We start from the raw sequence: 16138 nt of genomic DNA on the forward strand, positions 1-16138 counted from the left end.
GCAGGATCTGCCTGCCTGATTTTTGCCATATTCGTAAAGTCGTTTTTAACCTAACCGTTTCATTATATGAATATGGTAAGCCAGACAGCTGACGCTTTCATAAATACTGAGAGCATATATATGAATATATATTAATAATATGGCGCATTTTCAAGATTATAATGCTGCCATTCCGAAACATGACCTGCGGATATACCAGAAAAATCGAGATTATAGGAAAATATACCTAAATCCTTATTTCAGTCAGAAACTCTATATTTTTGAAGCGAGCAGGCTTCCACCAAGTGATTTTTTTATAGACTTATGTAAATAAAATCATAAACCATAAGATTAATATATATTAACTTAATATTTTTTTCCAAATTCTTGCAAGAAAACCCGATTTGAACATTAATTCTATCCCCTCCCTACAACCGAAAAGGGTAATGGACCGGTCTTTTAGGTCTGTTTTTTGCAATCTCGGGTTGTTATTCTCGTTTTGCCACCTCAATATTCCGATCTATACATATAGACAGGCGCGCACGATAATGGCATGTTCCAAAAAAATACCTAATGAATTTCTTTAAGTGATGATAAAGCGTTTACGTCTCCAGCAAATCGGGATGCAGCAGGCCTGTCCTGAGCCTGCCCATGCCGGTCCTGGGGCAGTATGGGTAAGTAATGATTGATATCCTGATTTGTGATGCCCACCTCTACATTGACCGTGAATGGGAAATTCCTGATGGCTGGATTGCGATCAGGGAAAACCGCATCCACGCTGTTGGTACCGCAGGCCAGCCCCGCCCCGAGGCCCGTCGCGTCATAAGCGCGCGCGGGCGGCTGGTCACGCCCGGCCTGGTCAATGCCCATCACCACATGATCCAGAACCTGACGCGCTCGTACGCACCGCTCACGCGCAGCAAGCTCTTCATGTGGCTGCAGGGACTATACCCCCTGTGGACCGCACTTGATGAGGAGGCGACCTACCTCGCCACCTACGTGGCCATGGCAGAACTGCTCATGGGTGGGTGTACCACCTCGATGGACCATATGTACGTTCATCCCCGTCCCCGCCTGATCGATGCGCAGTTCCGCGCCGCGCGTGACATCGGCTTCCGTTTTTATGCGACGCGCGGCAGCATGACCCGCTCCGTGGAAGATGGCGGCCTGCCCCCCGCCGCCCTCGTGCAGGATGAAGAGACCATCATGGCCGACTGCGAGCGGCTGGTCGGCCTTTTCCACGACCGCTCGCCCGGTGCCATGGGGCGGGTTGCCCTTGGCCCGGCGTCGCTGTTCTCGGCCTCCGAGCGGATCATGCGGGAGTCCGTGACACTGGCCGAGCGCCATGACCTGCGCCTGCACACCCATCTGGCCGAGGACATGGAAGAAGATGATTACAGCCTCAGCGTTTATGGCTGCACGCCAACCGAGCATTTCGAGCATATGGGCTGGGCTGGGCCGCGCTCATGGGTAGCCCATTGCATCTATCCTTCCTCGTCCGAGATCGATCGCCTGGCGCAGGCCGGGGTGAGTGTGGTGCAGTGCCCCGGCTCGAACATGATGATTGGCGGCGGCAGCGCTGACGTGCAGAACCTGCAGGAGCGTGGCATGCGCGTGGGGCTGGGCTGCAACGGCTCGGCCACGACCGACCATGCCTCGATGTGGATGGAAACCCGCAACGCCATGCTGCTTGGCCGCATGCGGGGCGGGCCGGAATCCATGGGTGCGCGTGAGGCGCTGGACATGGCCACGCGGGGCGGGGCCGCCTGCCTGGGGTGGGAGGACGAGATCGGCCATCTGCGCCCCGGCGCCTGCGCGGATCTTGTTATCTGGCATATGTCCGATGTGGCGCTGGCGGGCGCCCTGACCGATCCGGTCGAGGCCTGGCTGCGCTGTGGCCCCGCCATGGCGGGCACCACGATCGTCAATGGCCGGGTGCTGGTGGAGAACTGCGAGCCCTGCCTGCCGGGACTGGCAGATATCCTGCGCGATCATGCCCGGCAGGCGCGCCGCATCCAGCAACTCGACTGAGGGCATGGCCCCGCGTAGAGGCTGCGGGCATCCCTCCATGCGGGCCTCCATGGCCGGGCGCGCCTGCCCGGGGTGGGCCACGAAACCATACGACCTTCTGAAAGATTGTTTATTTTACAGCATGAATGAAAATATTCATGTTTTTTCCACAGGGTTATCTTTCTGACTATCCCCGGAATCTGTGGATAAGGCCAGGTCTCTTTAATTATAGCGGCAGGGCCTGTTCGTAACCGGTGCAGCATCGGACTGGATCACCATAAGCGTGACCGGGCCATCGCCTATATTGCCTGCATCATGGCCTTTTTTGCCGCGAAAAGGGCCATTGGCCATGGGGCGCACGGCCTGATCCTCGCCAAACAGGATGTCACCGGGGCCCATTTCCACCCGCGTGCCATCCATTGCCCGCACATACCACCGCCCCTGGAGCGGAATGATCCACTGCGGCCTGGGGTCGGGATGCCAGGTGCCATTCCAGTGCGCGGGCTGGACCGTCATCATGATGGTGGCCATCTGCGGGGCCATGGGGTCCTGCCATTGTGGTCCGGCAGGGGGCGACATGCTTTTAAGAAAAAAATCATGCACCGGGCAGGTGGTGATGTGGCTGACGCCTTTGTCATCGGCCCATAAATGTCGGTACAGCCGCTGTGGCGGGGCGGGCTGCGTGGTATCGGGCAGCACGGCGGGGCCAGATGTTGCCGGTGGCACGGTAGCCTGCGCGGCCAGGCCGGGCAGGGCGAACAGGGCGGCGAGCATGAGCGTTTTGCGAATGGACATGACATGCCTCCTTGGCTGGAAGGGATGGCCTGCGCCCCCTCCGCCCGGCCGCACGGTTCCGCATGGCGGCCGCGGGGCTGGTCTGGCGCAGGAAAGGACAGGGGCAGGCTGGCTGCACCGCTTACGGCGTGGGTGAGGTTCCGCCATAGCTCAGGCGATAGAGCGCGCCGGACAGGTCGTCGCTGATCAGCACGCTGCCATCGGGCAGGGGCAGCACATCCGCAGGCCGTCCCCACGCATGCTGTCCCTGCCGGAACCCGCCCACGAGCACCTGCGGCGCCTTTGGCTTGCCATCCGCGCCAAACGCCACGTTCACGACCTGATACCCCGCAAGCTGGCTGCGGTTCCATGATCCGTGCTCGGCAATAATCAGGTTGCCGTGATAGGCGGCGGGAAACTCGGTGCCTTCGTAAAACCGCAGGCCAAGTGCCGCCACATGTGCGCCGAGCAGCAGGGCGGGCGGCGTGAATTCCGAGCAGGCATGCTGCCTGCCGAATTCCGGGTCCGGCACGTTGCCCTGGTGGCAGTACGGGTAACCAAAGGACTGGCCGGGCGTGTCGAGCCGGTTGAGTTCATCCGATGGCACGTCATCGCCCATATTGTCGCGCCCGTTATCGGTAAACCACATGGTGCCGCTGCCGGGCTGCCATGTGAACCCGACCGTGTTGCGAATGCCAAACGCCACATCGCGCCGGTCGGTGCCATCAGGCGCCATGCTGATGATCCGGCCAAAATCGTGCCCCACGTCGCAGATGTTGCACGGCGCGCCGATGGGCACGTAAAGCCGGTTATCCGGCCCGAAGGCAATGAATTTCCATGAATGGTCGCCCATGCGGTAGGGCAGGTTATCGGCCACGGTTTCGGGTTTTGGCGGCTTGTCGAGGTGATTTTCGATATCACGCAGCACGACAATGCGCTGCGTGTCGGACACATACAGGTCCCCATCATGATAGGCCACGCCCACCGGCAGGGTCAGCCCCCGGGCAATGGTGCGCACCACTACCGGGCCGCCCCCGTCCACGCCCGTAATGGCATAGACCCGGCCCGGCCCCCTGCTGCCCGCGAAGATGGTGCCCCGCGCACCACGGGCGAGTTCACGCGCGCCCGGCACGTGATCTGATACCATGCTGACATGAAACCCCGATGGCACCTGCAGCGCATCAGTTTGGGGGGTAGCCACGGCGGGGGTGCACAGGCTGAGGGCCGTCATACAGGCCATACCGGAGAAAGAAGCACGAAAGAGACCGGGAAGGCGTTTCATAAATGGAAAATCTCCTTGGGGCGAAGGGCGGGCAAGGCCGGGTCAGGATACGATCTGGCGTATTTTTTCCGCTAGCGCGCGCGCTGAATAGGGCTTGCGCTCAACCGGCACGTCGCGCAGTTCGGGCGGGATCATGGTGCGGTCGGCATAGCCGGTAGCGAAAATGAAGGGCACGCCCCGCGCCTGGAGGGTGCGCGCAACCTCAAGCGAGTTTTCACCGCCAAGGTTCACATCGAGTATCGCCACATCAGGCACGCGCGCGCTGATCGCATTTAATGCTTCATAGACGGAGGCGACGGTGCGGACCTGCCCGATATTGATTTCTTCAATCGCGCTTTCGGCTTCCATGGCGATGAGGAACTGGTCTTCCACCAGAAGGATGTCAGCATCGAGCACGGGATTCTCCTTTGGGGCCACAGCGTGTAACGAGGCAGGGGTGGTGTCCGGGGTTTCCATATCCGGAGCGGGCCTGACATGGCGGCAGGGCAGGTGCATGATTACCTCCAGCCCGTCAGGGTGAAAGTGCGCATGCGTGGCCCCGCCGAGTTCATGCGGAAAGCCGCGCTCCATCAGCACCGAGCCAAAACCCCGGCGCTGGGGCCGGGTAATGGTCGGGCCGCCGCTCTCGCGCCATGTGATGCGCCATTCATCATGTGCCACATCATGTGACCACGCCACATCAAGCCGCCCGCGCGCCTGGCCCAGCGCCCCGTATTTGACGGCGTTGGTGGCCAGTTCATGCACCACCAGCGCCAGAACCGACAGTGCCTGGCCTGTCAGCCAGATGCGTGGACCGGAGCAGGTGATGAAGCAACGCTCGCGGTAGGGTGCGAGTTCCGCATCAAGCAGGGCACGCAGCAGGCCGCCGCCATCGCTGCGCACGGCCTGGTCATGCGCCAGCCCCAGCGCGCGGATGCGCCCGCGCAGGCGCTCCACATGCCGGGCGGGGGTCATGTCGGGTTCCATCGGCTGGCTGACCAGCGACTGCACCACGGCCAGAATGTTCTTGACCCGGTGGTTCAGTTCCTCGTTGAGCATGCGCTGGCGCAGGTCGGCTGTGGCGCGTTCACGCAGTTGTAACTGGTGGTAGGCGCCCATGACCTCGATCAACGCGGAGCGGACCAGCGTTGCCGCCTCCATGTCATCTCCTGACCACGGCAGGCAGGTGCCGGTAACCTGCTGGGTCCAGACCGCAAAACTGCTGCGCGGGCCGAAATAGCCATCTTCATCTTCGCTCCGGGGCGGGGCGGCGGGGTCGGCGGCCCATTTCATGCTGCGTATTTCCTCGCCACGGAACACCAGCAGGTAATCGCCCGGCTGCGACGAAATCGGCACGACCATCACCCCCGCCGCCTCGCGCACGTATTCTTCGGCATCGGGGATATAGGCGGCCAGGCTGCTTGTATGCCAGATCTGGCTGCCTGCGCGGGTGCGGGCAAGTTCCAGCACGGCTGGCATGGCCGCGGGTGGCGGGTGCTGGCCGGTATAGGTCCACTGGCCGCCCACCCATAATGCCGCGCCATCGCACTGCACGAAAGTGAGCATTTCGGTCAGGTGCGCCATGAGGTAGGCGGGCATGTCCGCCACGGGAGCTGCACCCTTGAGGAAGGTCTCGATCAGCCCATGGGTCTGGCGTGTCATGTCCAGCCGCTTGGTGCGCAGCAGGTTGGTGATCTGGAGCGAGACGAACTCGCCAAACATGCGCGCCACGATGCGCTCGTTCATGTTGAGCACATGGGCGCTGTAGTGATGGCACACGATCATGCCCCACAGGCGGCCATCCACCATCAGCGAGACCGATGCACAGGCCGCAACGCCCATGCCGCGCATGTAGCTGTAATGGTTTGGCGTGCCCGCGCGCAGATGGGTGTGTGACAGGTCTGGCGGCAGGGGGTGGCCTGGCGAGAGCACGGGCACGGGCACGGCCGCCACATCGCCGATCACGCGGATGAGGTTGGTGCTGTACAGCCTGCGCGAGGGGGCGGGCATGTCGGAGGCAGGGAAGTGCTGGCCCAGGAAGCTTTCAAGATTGGGGCCGTGATGCTCGGCCTCGACCTTGCCTGACCCGTCCTCGGCGAAGCGGTAGAGCATGACGCGGTCATAGCGCAGCACGCCCGAGAGCAGGCGCACGACCGTGCGGAACAGCCGCTCGAAATCGGTAATCTCGCGGATACGGTCGATCATGGTGCGCAGCAGCGACAGGTGCGCCCCGTCGCGTTCGCCCAGGGCGGGCTCCCATTCCAGCATGATGTCGGGGCCTGCGGTATGGATGGCCACGTCATACCGCCCGCCGGCGGGCAGCGCCTGCCCGAACACCAGCGCCGGGCGGCGATGGGCCTCGCCATGCATGGCCAGCGCGTTGCGGATGTTATGCGTGGCATCGCGGCCGATCACGTCGCGCAGCGGCAGACCCACCTCCAGCCCGTCACGCCCCAGATGCGCCGGGGCATTGGCCGACCAGCGTACGATGTGCCCCAGCCGCGCATCACACGCCAGCAGCCAGCCATGGGGCTGGATGCCTGGATCTCCTGCCTGATGGGATAGCTGTTCAGTCATGCTGTGTCATTTCCCTTTTACCCCGGCGGTTCGATCGGAGGCGGGAAAGACCGGACAGGCTCGTCTGGCCGGAGGGGTAACGGGACCTTGATTGTGCCATACAGGCTCCTGCATGCGACGCGGAGTATAATGCTATACCTGCGGCAGCGGTTTTTCCAGCGATGCACGCGACCCCACCATTAAGTGACAGCGCAGCGAAAAAAAGCGCGGAACGCAGGGCGCCCCATCAGGCGCGGAGCCCGACCCGTCATCCGCCGCAGGGGGCGCCTGGATGCTTACGCCCCACGTGCCGCCCGTCGGGCCTGTATATACTCTGTTAATTACATGCATGATTTGTACAATATTTTATACGACATGGCATATACTCTTTATTAACACAGGCGTGTGTATGAAACATCATGCTGGCTGTCACTTATTACAGTGGCCCGGAACATAAAATCAGGTGTCACGATTTCAGCCTTACCCCCGTTCGCTTTCAGCCAGCCGGAGACCTACAGCCAGATGCCCCGCGACATGATAGACGACATGCAGGTAACCGTCCTGCCCGCGCTGGAACAGACCATTCTTGGCGTTGTCCTGATTGATGAACATAACACCGTCACCTTTTTCAACAAGGCGGCGGAAGGCCTGTGGCACTGTTCGCGGCAGGATGTGATCGGGCGCAATGTTAACGTGCTGGTGCCGCGCAATATCCGCTCCACCCATGATGACCTGATCCGCCACAACCGCGAGACCGGAATCAACAAGATTGTCGGCACCAGCCGTGAGGTGTGTGTCGAGCGCTTCGATGGCACGACCTTCTGGGCCAATCTCTCGCTGTCGCGCATCGCGGTGGATGGCAAGATCGGGTACATGGCGCTGATCCGCGATATTTCGCAGGAAGTCGATGACCGTGAGAAGATCCGCCTGCTCTCGCTCGTGGTGCGCGAGACTGACCGTGGCGTGGCCATTCTCGACCCCGAATTCCGCATCATCTATGTCAATCGCGCCTTCAGCGACATGTTCGGCTTTGGCGCGGAGCGGGTGACGGGGCATGGCCTGTCGGTCATCCTCGCGGGCGATACGACCGATATCGGCATTCTCAACCAGTTGCATGAGGGTGCGCGCAACGCCAAGGGCTTCACGCTCGATATCCGCGCCCGCCATGCCAGTGGCCGCGATATCTGGGTTTCGGCGGCCATGAATCCCGTGTTCAATGACAGCGGCGAGATCGAGAACATCGTGGTGGTGCTGACCGATATTACCGAGCAGCACTTCCTTGACAGCCTGCAACGCGACACGCTGGAAGCGATTTCAAGCGATCTTGGCCTGCATGAGGTCATGGATTTCATCTGCCGCCGCATCGAGCATTACATCCCCGATGTCATGCCCGCTATCTATCTGGTGGAAAAGGACGACCGGCTGAAATGCAAGGGTCGCGCCAGCCTGCCGCTCTCGCTGGTCAAGCTGTATGACACGCTGCCCATAGGCCTCGATGCCGCCTGCTCGGGCGTTGCCGCGAGTACTGGAAGCGTGGCCGAAAGCCCGGACATCGCGCATGACCCGCGCTGGCAGCACATGCGCGAGCAGACGCTGCATAACGGCATCAAGGCCGCGCGCGCCACGCCCATCATCCTGCGCAACAACCGGGTGGCGGGCGTGTTCACCTGCTACTCGCGCACCAGTTCGCTGCCTGATGCCGCCTGCCAGAAGGCCGTGGCCACCAGCCTGCACCTGTGCACCCTGGCCATAGAGCGGCACGAGGCGAAGGAGCATATCAACCGCCTGTCCGACTTTGACCTGCTCACCAGCCTGCCCAACCGCCGCTGGCTGCGCCAGAACATGCCGCGCATGCTGCGCCGCGCCGTGCGGGGCAACCTCATGCTCGTGACCGTGGGCATAGACAATTTCAAGCATATCAACGACGTGTTTGGCCATACGGCGGGTGATGACCTGATCGCCCGCATTGCCGGCCTGCTGCGTGAGGTGCTGAGCATAGATGACACGCTGGTGCGTAGCGGCGGCGACCAGTTCACCATCGTGACCAATGGCGAGCAGCAGCATGCCTCCACGCTCAGCGCCAATATCCTGCGCGTGCTGGCCGTGCCATCGCATATTGGCGATGTGCCGGTCAGCCTCTCGGCCAGCCTTGGCGTGGCCGTTCACCCTGAAAATGGCGAGGACGGCGACACCCTGCTCAAGAATGCCGAGACCGCCATGTTCCAGGCCAAGGCGAACGGGGGCGGACATTGCTGCTTCTTTAGCCCACGCATGAACCAGCAGGCCAGTGACCGCCTTATTCTGGCCGCTGCCCTGCGTGATGCCATTGCCCATGACCGGCTGCGTCTGTTCTACCAGCCGCAGGTGCATGCGAGGAGCGGCAAGCTTTATGGCGTGGAGGCGCTGTCGCGCTGGATCGACCCCTCGCTGGGTTTTGTCTCGCCCGCGCGCTTCATTACCGTGGCGGAGGAAACCGGGCAGATCGAGGCTATCGGCAAATGGTCGCTGCGCGCGGCCTGCCGCCAGATGGCGCAGTGGATTCGCGACGGGGTGGAGGTGCCGGTGGTTTCGGTCAACCTTTCGCCGCTCCATTTCCGTGATGAAACATTGCCGCAGTTCGTGACCGAATTGCTGGCCGAGACCGGAATCCCGCCCGAGAGCCTGACGATAGAAATTACCGAAAGCACCATGATCGACAATTACGAACGCACCATCCGCGTGGCCCAGAAGCTGCGTGAAATGGGGGTTGGCATGTCGATGGATGATTTTGGCACCGGCTTCTCCAGCCTGTCCAACCTTGCTGGCCTGCCGGTCAACGAGGTCAAGATCGACCGCAGCTTCATGACCGGGCTGGAAAGCATCGAGAAGGTGCGCGCGGTGGTGATGGCCGTGGTACGCATTGGCCAGAGCCTGGGCATGACCGTGGTGGCCGAAGGCGTGGAACATGAAGAACAGCGCCGCCTGCTGGCCGATATGGATTGTGATGTGCTGCAGGGCTACATGTTCTCCAAGCCACTGCCGGCGGAGGAACTGGCCGCCTGGCTTTCCGCCTATCAGTCAGGCGGCGTGGTGAACTGAGCGCCTGATGGTCATGGCGGGCGACAGGGTGGGTTTTCCGTGCTGTTTCCTGCTGCCAGACAAGTCAGGGCGCTTGCGGGGTATGAGACCAAGCTGGATCATACGGCATCAGAACCATGAATGTGGTACGGAAGAGGTTCTGATTTCTGGCGGATATGAGACCCGCCCGGACGCTCCGGGCGCATGACATGTGCTTTTGCGTATATAAAAGCAGGCATCATGATGGCATCCGGTCATTTCATGTAACGCTGTATGCTTTACACGCGGGATGTTTATTGTATCTGATACGTATCTTATTCTGATTTTATTTTTGGCAGTGCCACACAACATATGGCCTTTCAGGATGTAGTGGGTTAACAGGGCATAACGCCTTCACACCATTGCAGGATAGGGAACGCCGCATCGTGAATATTGATGGCCACATCGTACTGCCAGACCGGGTCATGCCGGGGCGTGTCGTATTTGATACGGCCATTACCGATGTGCGTCCGCTCTCTCTTGTGCCGGACCGCTACATCCTGCCCGGCTTTATCGATGGGCATGTGCATGGCGGCGGCGGGGCTGACATGATGGATGGGGTGGATGCCATCCGCCATCTGGCCATGTTCCATCTGTCGCATGGCGTGACCACCCTGTTTCCCACCACCATCACCGCCCCGTGGATTGACGTGATGGCGGCGCTGCATGCGGTGGCCGATGTCATGCATCTTGGCATTTATAGCGGCCCCAGCGTTCCCGGCGCGCATCTTGAAGGGCCGTTCATCAACCCGCACAGGCGTGGCGCGCAGCCGCCCTTTACCGTGTTGCCCACGCCCGCGCGGGTAAGCGCGGTGATCGAGACCGGCGCCATCAAGGTCGTGACGCTGGCCCCGGAGCTTGAGCACGCCGATGCCGCCATCCAGAAATTCGTCAATGCGGGCATACGGATCAATATCGGCCATACGCTGGCGGGTTACGAGCAGGCGGAGCGGGCCATATGCCGTATCTGCGGCATGGGCGGCACGGCAGGGGGCACGCATCTGTTCAACGCCATGCCTCCGGTCATGGCGCGTGAGCCGGGAGCAGCGACGGCCCTGCTGTGCAGTGACATGGCCTATGCCGAGATGGTGTTTGACACCCACCATGTCCATCCCGCGCTGTTCCGGCTGGCGCATCGGGTCATGGGGAACCGGCTGGTGTTTGTAACCGATGCCATGCGCGGCACCGGAGCGGGGGATGGTCCGAGTGAACTCGGTGGCCAGAACGTGACGGTGGCGGATGGCGTGGCGCGGCTGCCCGATGGCACGCTGGCGGGCAGCGTGCTGACACTGGACCAGGCGCTGCGTAACGCCATGCAGGCGGGGGCTTCGCTGCCACAGGCGGCGGCACTGGTCAGCACTCATGCGGCCAACTGGCTGGGCCTGCATGACCGTGGCGTGCTCATGCCCGGCCGCCGGGCCGATCTTGTGGTAATGGGGGCTGACCTGAGCGTGCAGGAAGTGTGGGTGAACGGTCGCCGTTGCGCCTGATGGCCGGTCATGGTGTCAGGCATGGTGCGGGAAGCCGGTGGGGGATGGGCATGAAAGCGCGGTGAACGTGCCCCGTGCAACGCATGACCAGCGCCGGTTTCAACGCAGTGTGATGGGGATATCATGCGGCTAACGCCTTTCATCAGGCGCGGTTCAGCGTAACGGGGGGATCGTGCTGAGTCTGGCTATGTCCGTTCTTCATGGGGTATCGGGGCATTTCATCCATCAGCCGTGCATTTGTGCTGGCCCGTTTGAAGGGGGCGGCCTAATACTGCCTCATCCATGATCCGCCCTGAAGGAATGCTTTATCTCCCGATGCGCCCGTCCCGCTACACCAAAGGATCTGGCATTCCATGTCCCGCACGGTCCTGACCGCGTGCCAGGAGCGTGCGCTGGCTGAAATCCTGGCCGCGCGCGGGGTCTCGGCCACGCATCTTCTGACCGGTTACGCAGGCACGGGCAAGACCACGCTCATGCAGCAGGTGGCCCGTGCGCTGCACAGGCAGGGGGCGGATGTAGTGTTTACCGCCGCCACCCACAAGGCCACCGCCGTGCTCAAGGCACGGGTGGGCAAACTTGCGCCCTGCCGCACCATTCATAACGTGCTCTCGCTCCAGCCCGGCGCGCAGGATGGGCGCGAGGTGTTGCAGCGCGCCGATCGGCCCGAGCCGATTACGGCGGATGTCATCATCATTGATGAATGTTCCATGGTCGGTTCTGAACTCATGCGCTGGGTGCGTGACCTCGTGCCCGACCGCTTCGTACTGTTTGTGGGCGACCCGGCGCAGTTGCCACCGGTGGGCGAGGCGATCAGCCCGTCCTTCGCCATCCGTTCGGCCTCACACCTCGAAACCGTGGTGCGGCAGGCGGCGGACAACCCGCTGGTGGCCGCCGCCACCGCCATCCGCGAAAGTCAGGGCGGCCCGCTGGACTGGTCATGGTGTCGCGCCAGCCACCATGAGGGCGCCGGCCTGTTCGTGCCCCGCGCGCCTGATGCATGGATGCAGCGTGCTTTCACCTCCGATGCCTTTAAGGCCGATAGCGATGCGTTCCGTTACCTGTGCTGGACCAATGCGCGGGTGGCTGCTGTCAACCGCACCGTGCGCCGGTGGGTGCATGGGGGCGAGACGCCCATGCCCTTTGTGGTGGGCGAGCGCGTGATTGCCCGTGTTCCGGTCATGGATGTGGAAGGTCGCCGCGTGATGGTGGCCACCAATGAGGAGGCGGAAATTGCCGATATCCGCCCTGGCGTGCTGCGCCATGCCTTTCCCGCCACCTCAAAGGTGCCCGGATGGACCACTGACCTGCCGGTATATGACGTGGTGCTGCGCACACTGGCGGGCGATGAAACGCCGGTGGCCATCCTGCGCCCCGGCGCGAACATGGGCACGATCGAGCAGCGCCTGAAGCGCGAGGCCGCCCTTGAGCGCGCGCGCTGGCAGCACCGCTTTGTCTTCCGCCGTAGCATCGGGCGGCTTCAGGCGGTTTACGCCATGACCGTGCATACTGCGCAGGGCAGTACGTTTGGCCGCGTGTTCGTGGATGTGGGCGATATCAGTCGCCGTGCCGCCACCAATGTGCTTGAAGCACAGCAACTGCTTTATGTCGCGGCCACCCGCCCCACCACGGCCATGATTCTCACGGGCCTGCCCACCGGTGCATCTGGCCGGAAGTGAACGGCAGGGCGGATAGAGGACTGTTCACGTCCTGTTGTTCAAAAAAAGACCGCTGCGATACGATTTGAAAATTATGGCGGTTTTTCGCGACTTTCAGAATAATTTCCTGATTTTTCAATAAGATGCATATTATATGCGATATATTTTATATTTTGGAAATTTCAGAAAACTTTCATAAAATCTTAAATCATCTCCATGAGAGTGAAGGCTCATGGTTGCACCATGGGGAAGGGGAATGAACAACCTGCCTGTCATGGGCCATGTGGCCCGACATCATGGCATTGGTCGTTTTCCTTATTCTCCGCAAGACATGACGGCGCGCTGACAGGCGTGTCCGGGCCGTTGCACGCTGACCACGCGGGTGTGCACGGCCAGGCTCCCGGCCCGACAGGCCATGCAGGGAGCGGCAGAACGCCACGGAAGTCCATGCTCCGTGGCATACAGGCGAGGCAACCCACCAGGTGCCGGATAACGGGTTATTTCCCGCCCGCATCTGACAGGAGAAGGCAGGGCAATCCCGGTTCCTGAGGGCACCATGGGAGGATATGGGCCTCATCCGCCAGACGGATGCCAGCAGTCCGGTCGTAATGATCGGAATCAATGATAACACAACCATGCCCATGGCATATCGGGTGCGATCACGGATCGCGTGCCACAGGCGCTGAAATACGTGTCTGATTCCGGTCAGGGCAGGGGCTGTGGGTCATGCGCCAGCAACGACCATATTGGGGCAGACGAAGTCCCGATCTCCCGCGGACACTTACACTATACGGCCTTGCATCCCGTTAACTATTAACTGAAAGTATAAACTATCAGGCCGGGATATAAAAACCGTATCGGATATTCTGCATGTGTTTTACAAATTAACTTATGGCAGAAATATGTCATTAATGAGGTCATCCATAACCGTGTTGAGAACAGAAAGAAATTAAGATGTCTTTTGTGCAGCCTTCCCTGTCTTCTGATGGAACGAAACGGACATTTTCCGAACGTCAGGAATTCATGACGGAAGATATGCCCGCCAGCATGCATTTCCATGTGGTGGCTGGAGGCGCGCGCCTGTTCAAATCACTGCCTGACGGGCGCCGGCAGATTATCGGTTTTGCCCATAAAGGGGACGTGCTCCCCGCCTATCCCTGCACCCGCTACCACTACAGCGCCGAAGCCATGCGCACCCTGCAGGTGGTGTGTGTGCCCGCACCTTATATGAGCCACCTGCATGAAACATCGCCCGGTGCGTGCGCGGCTTCGCTGAACTCCGCACGCCAGCTTCTGGTCAGCCTGCATAGCCGGCTGCTCATGCTTGGCCGCCAGACCGCACGCGAGCGCCTGGCAACCTTTCTGCTCGGTCAGGGCACACGCATGGGGTCGAGTGAACTCTGGCCCGTTGACCCGGCCATCTCACGCGCGGACATGGCCGATTTCCTTGGCCTGACAACCGAGACCGTCAGCCGTCTGCTCAGTGCCTTCCATCGGGAGCGGCTTATCTCCCGCGAGCGCCGCGCCATCCATATTCTCGACCCTGACCGCTTGAGGGCGATCGTGGCCCATTCTGAATGACAGCGAAGAAAGACCGCATGACGATGTCCAACATCACAGCCCTCACCACAGAAATCCTTCTTCCAGCCCTTGAACAGGCCATTGATGCAACCGTTATCATCGGGCAGGAAAACGAGATCATTTTCTATAATCAGGCGGCGGAATCCCTGTGGGGCATGCCGCGGGCCGACGTGATTGGCCGCAATGTCGACTGCCTGGTGCCCACCCGCCTGCGCCACGAGCACGATCGCTACATCGACCGTAATCGCGAGACCGGGCATAACCGCATTGTCGGCACATCGCGCGAGGTGGAATTCACCCGTGCGGATGGGGAATATATCTGTGGCGAACTCTCGCTGTCCAAGGTGCAGATCGGCAAGGGGGACAAGCGGCTCACCTATTACATGGGTGTGATGAAGAACGTCACGGAGGAGAGCCAGCGGCGCAAGATACTGATCCTGCAGAACGACGTGCTGCAGGCGCTGGCCAGCGACATGCTGATCCAGGATATTGGCGAGCTGATCTGCCGCAAGGTTGAAGCCTTCGTGCCCAACTCCGTCGCGGCCCTGCTGGTGCTTGATGATAACCAGCCCTGGCGCGTGATCTGCACCTCAGCCCTGCCGCCGCGCATCCGCAATGCGCTTGAAACCACCGTGCCGTCACCTTCGGATGTAGAAAAACTCAAGGCGAACGGCTCCTATACCGGTCGCCTCGTGTGGGATCATTACCAGTCCATGTGCCGCTCGCTGGGGCTGCAGTCATGCTATGCTGCGCCGGTCATGGCCGGTGACGGGCGGGTGACGGGCATCTTTGCGCTGTACCTGCGCGAGCCCAACCAGCTTGGCGCCTGGCCGCAGCGCCTGGTAGGCGCGTGCCTGCCCTTCTGTGCGCTGGCGCTGGAGCAGCATGCCACCAAGACCCATCTGACCCAGCTTGCCCGCTATGACGCACTGACCGGCCTGCTCAACCGTGGCGCGCTGCATCGCGTCATGGAAGACATTATCGCCCAGCCCGGCAACCGCACGCTGGCCATTTTCATGCTCGATATCGACCGCTTCCGCGATATCAACGATGCGCTTGGCCACGTCTATGCCGACCAGTTCCTTGTCGAGATTGCAGGCCGCATCCGCTCCATCGCCAAGGAGGATTACGTGCTCAGCCGCTCCGGCGGCGACGAGTTCGTGGTCGTGGTGCCCGATTGCGAAGGCAAGCAGATCGAGGATATTGCCCACCAGCTGCTTGAAACCATCGGCCGCCCGCTCCAGATCGGCCAGAACACGCTTTCGATCTCGTGCTCGATCGGCATCAGCACCTTCCCCGCCAACGGGCCGGACAGCGAATCCCTGCTCAGCCATGCCGATACCGCCATGCGCCAGGCGAAGGAGGACGGGCGCGGCATCTTCCGCTTCGCCAACCTCGAAAAGAACCAGGTGGCGCAGGACCGGCTGGTGCTTGGCTCGGCGCTGCGTGATTCGCTGGCGCAGGGCATGCTGCAACTGCACTATCACCCGCAGGTGCGCACCCATACGCTTGAGCTCAGCGGCGTCGAGGCCCTGTCACGCTGGCATCACCCGCACCTGGGCAACATCTTCCCCTCGCGCTTCATTGCCGTGGCGGAAGAAACCGGCCAGATCGAGGCCATTGGCCGCTGGTCGCTACTCGAGGCCTGCCGCCAGATCGTGAAATGGGACCGCGACGGCGTGCATGTGCCCACCGTGGCCGTGAACCTGTCTGCCGTGCATTTCCGCAACCGCGCG

9 protein-coding genes are annotated in these 16138 nt (G+C 61.4%); 6 read left to right on the forward strand and 3 right to left on the reverse strand.

Annotated features, from left to right (window positions below; genetic code table 11):
* The first annotated feature begins 660 nt into the window (after positions 1 to 660).
* Entirely contained in the window at positions 661 to 2010 is a 1350-nt protein-coding gene (locus tag CDI09_RS13555) for an amidohydrolase family protein (RefSeq protein WP_110571357.1), read from the forward strand.
* A gap of 201 nt (positions 2011 to 2211) precedes the next feature.
* Here CDI09_RS13555 and CDI09_RS13560 read toward each other — a convergent pair whose 3' ends face one another.
* The 3 genes from CDI09_RS13560 to CDI09_RS13570 form a co-directional block, all read right to left on the reverse strand.
* Positions 2212 to 2784: a cupin domain-containing protein gene (locus CDI09_RS13560; RefSeq protein WP_078523701.1), complete on the reverse strand. Its 573-nt coding sequence runs from the start codon at positions 2782 to 2784 to the stop codon at positions 2212 to 2214.
* Positions 2785 to 2905: 121 nt separating this feature from the next.
* Complete coding sequence (locus CDI09_RS13565) at positions 2906 to 3994, reverse strand: PQQ-dependent sugar dehydrogenase (RefSeq protein ID WP_236944553.1); 1089 nt, start codon at positions 3992 to 3994, stop codon at positions 2906 to 2908.
* Positions 3995 to 4087: 93 nt separating this feature from the next.
* A complete protein-coding gene (locus CDI09_RS13570; RefSeq protein WP_078523703.1) occupies positions 4088 to 6601 on the reverse strand; it encodes an HWE histidine kinase domain-containing protein in 2514 nt (837 codons plus the stop codon).
* A 501-nt stretch (positions 6602 to 7102) separates the two neighbouring features.
* Here CDI09_RS13570 and CDI09_RS13575 point away from each other — a divergent pair.
* From CDI09_RS13575 to CDI09_RS13595, 5 genes are all read left to right on the forward strand, one after another.
* Positions 7103 to 9658: an EAL domain-containing protein gene (locus tag CDI09_RS13575; RefSeq protein ID WP_078523704.1), complete on the forward strand. Its 2556-nt coding sequence runs from the start codon at positions 7103 to 7105 to the stop codon at positions 9656 to 9658.
* Between the two features lie 404 nt (positions 9659 to 10062).
* Positions 10063 to 11166 (forward strand): N-acetylglucosamine-6-phosphate deacetylase, encoded by a 1104-nt coding sequence (locus CDI09_RS13580; protein ID WP_078527542.1) that lies wholly within the window; start codon positions 10063 to 10065, stop codon positions 11164 to 11166.
* A gap of 353 nt (positions 11167 to 11519) precedes the next feature.
* Positions 11520 to 12842 (forward strand): ATP-dependent DNA helicase, encoded by a 1323-nt coding sequence (locus tag CDI09_RS13585; protein WP_078523705.1) that lies wholly within the window; start codon positions 11520 to 11522, stop codon positions 12840 to 12842.
* 933 nt (positions 12843 to 13775) lie between these two features.
* Positions 13776 to 14402 carry a Crp/Fnr family transcriptional regulator gene (locus CDI09_RS13590; RefSeq protein WP_078523706.1) on the forward strand — a complete coding sequence of 209 codons (627 nt, stop codon included), beginning with the start codon at positions 13776 to 13778 and terminating at the stop codon, positions 14400 to 14402.
* A 23-nt stretch (positions 14403 to 14425) separates the two neighbouring features.
* Positions 14426 to 16138, forward strand: a 1713-nt coding sequence (locus tag CDI09_RS13595) for a diguanylate cyclase domain-containing protein (RefSeq protein WP_110571360.1), incomplete at its 3' end; no start/stop codon positions are given.

The sequence above is a fragment of the Komagataeibacter nataicola genome (assembly GCF_003207795.1).
Taxonomy (GTDB): Bacteria; Pseudomonadota; Alphaproteobacteria; order Acetobacterales; family Acetobacteraceae; genus Komagataeibacter; species Komagataeibacter nataicola.

Coding starts and splice junctions, on each gene's coding strand:
- CDI09_RS13590 (WP_078523706.1), top strand. CDS start 13,776: ATGTCTTTTGTGCAGCCTTCCCTGTCTTCTGATGGAACGAAACGGACA.
- CDI09_RS13585 (WP_078523705.1), top strand. CDS start 11,520: ATGTCCCGCACGGTCCTGACCGCGTGCCAGGAGCGTGCGCTGGCTGAA.
- CDI09_RS13575 (WP_078523704.1), top strand. CDS start 7,103: ATGCCCCGCGACATGATAGACGACATGCAGGTAACCGTCCTGCCCGCG.
- CDI09_RS13570 (WP_078523703.1), bottom strand. CDS start 6,601: ATGACTGAACAGCTATCCCATCAGGCAGGAGATCCAGGCATCCAGCCC.
- CDI09_RS13560 (WP_078523701.1), bottom strand. CDS start 2,784: ATGTCCATTCGCAAAACGCTCATGCTCGCCGCCCTGTTCGCCCTGCCC.
- CDI09_RS13565 (WP_236944553.1), bottom strand. CDS start 3,994: ATGACGGCCCTCAGCCTGTGCACCCCCGCCGTGGCTACCCCCCAAACT.
- CDI09_RS13555 (WP_110571357.1), top strand. CDS start 661: ATGATTGATATCCTGATTTGTGATGCCCACCTCTACATTGACCGTGAA.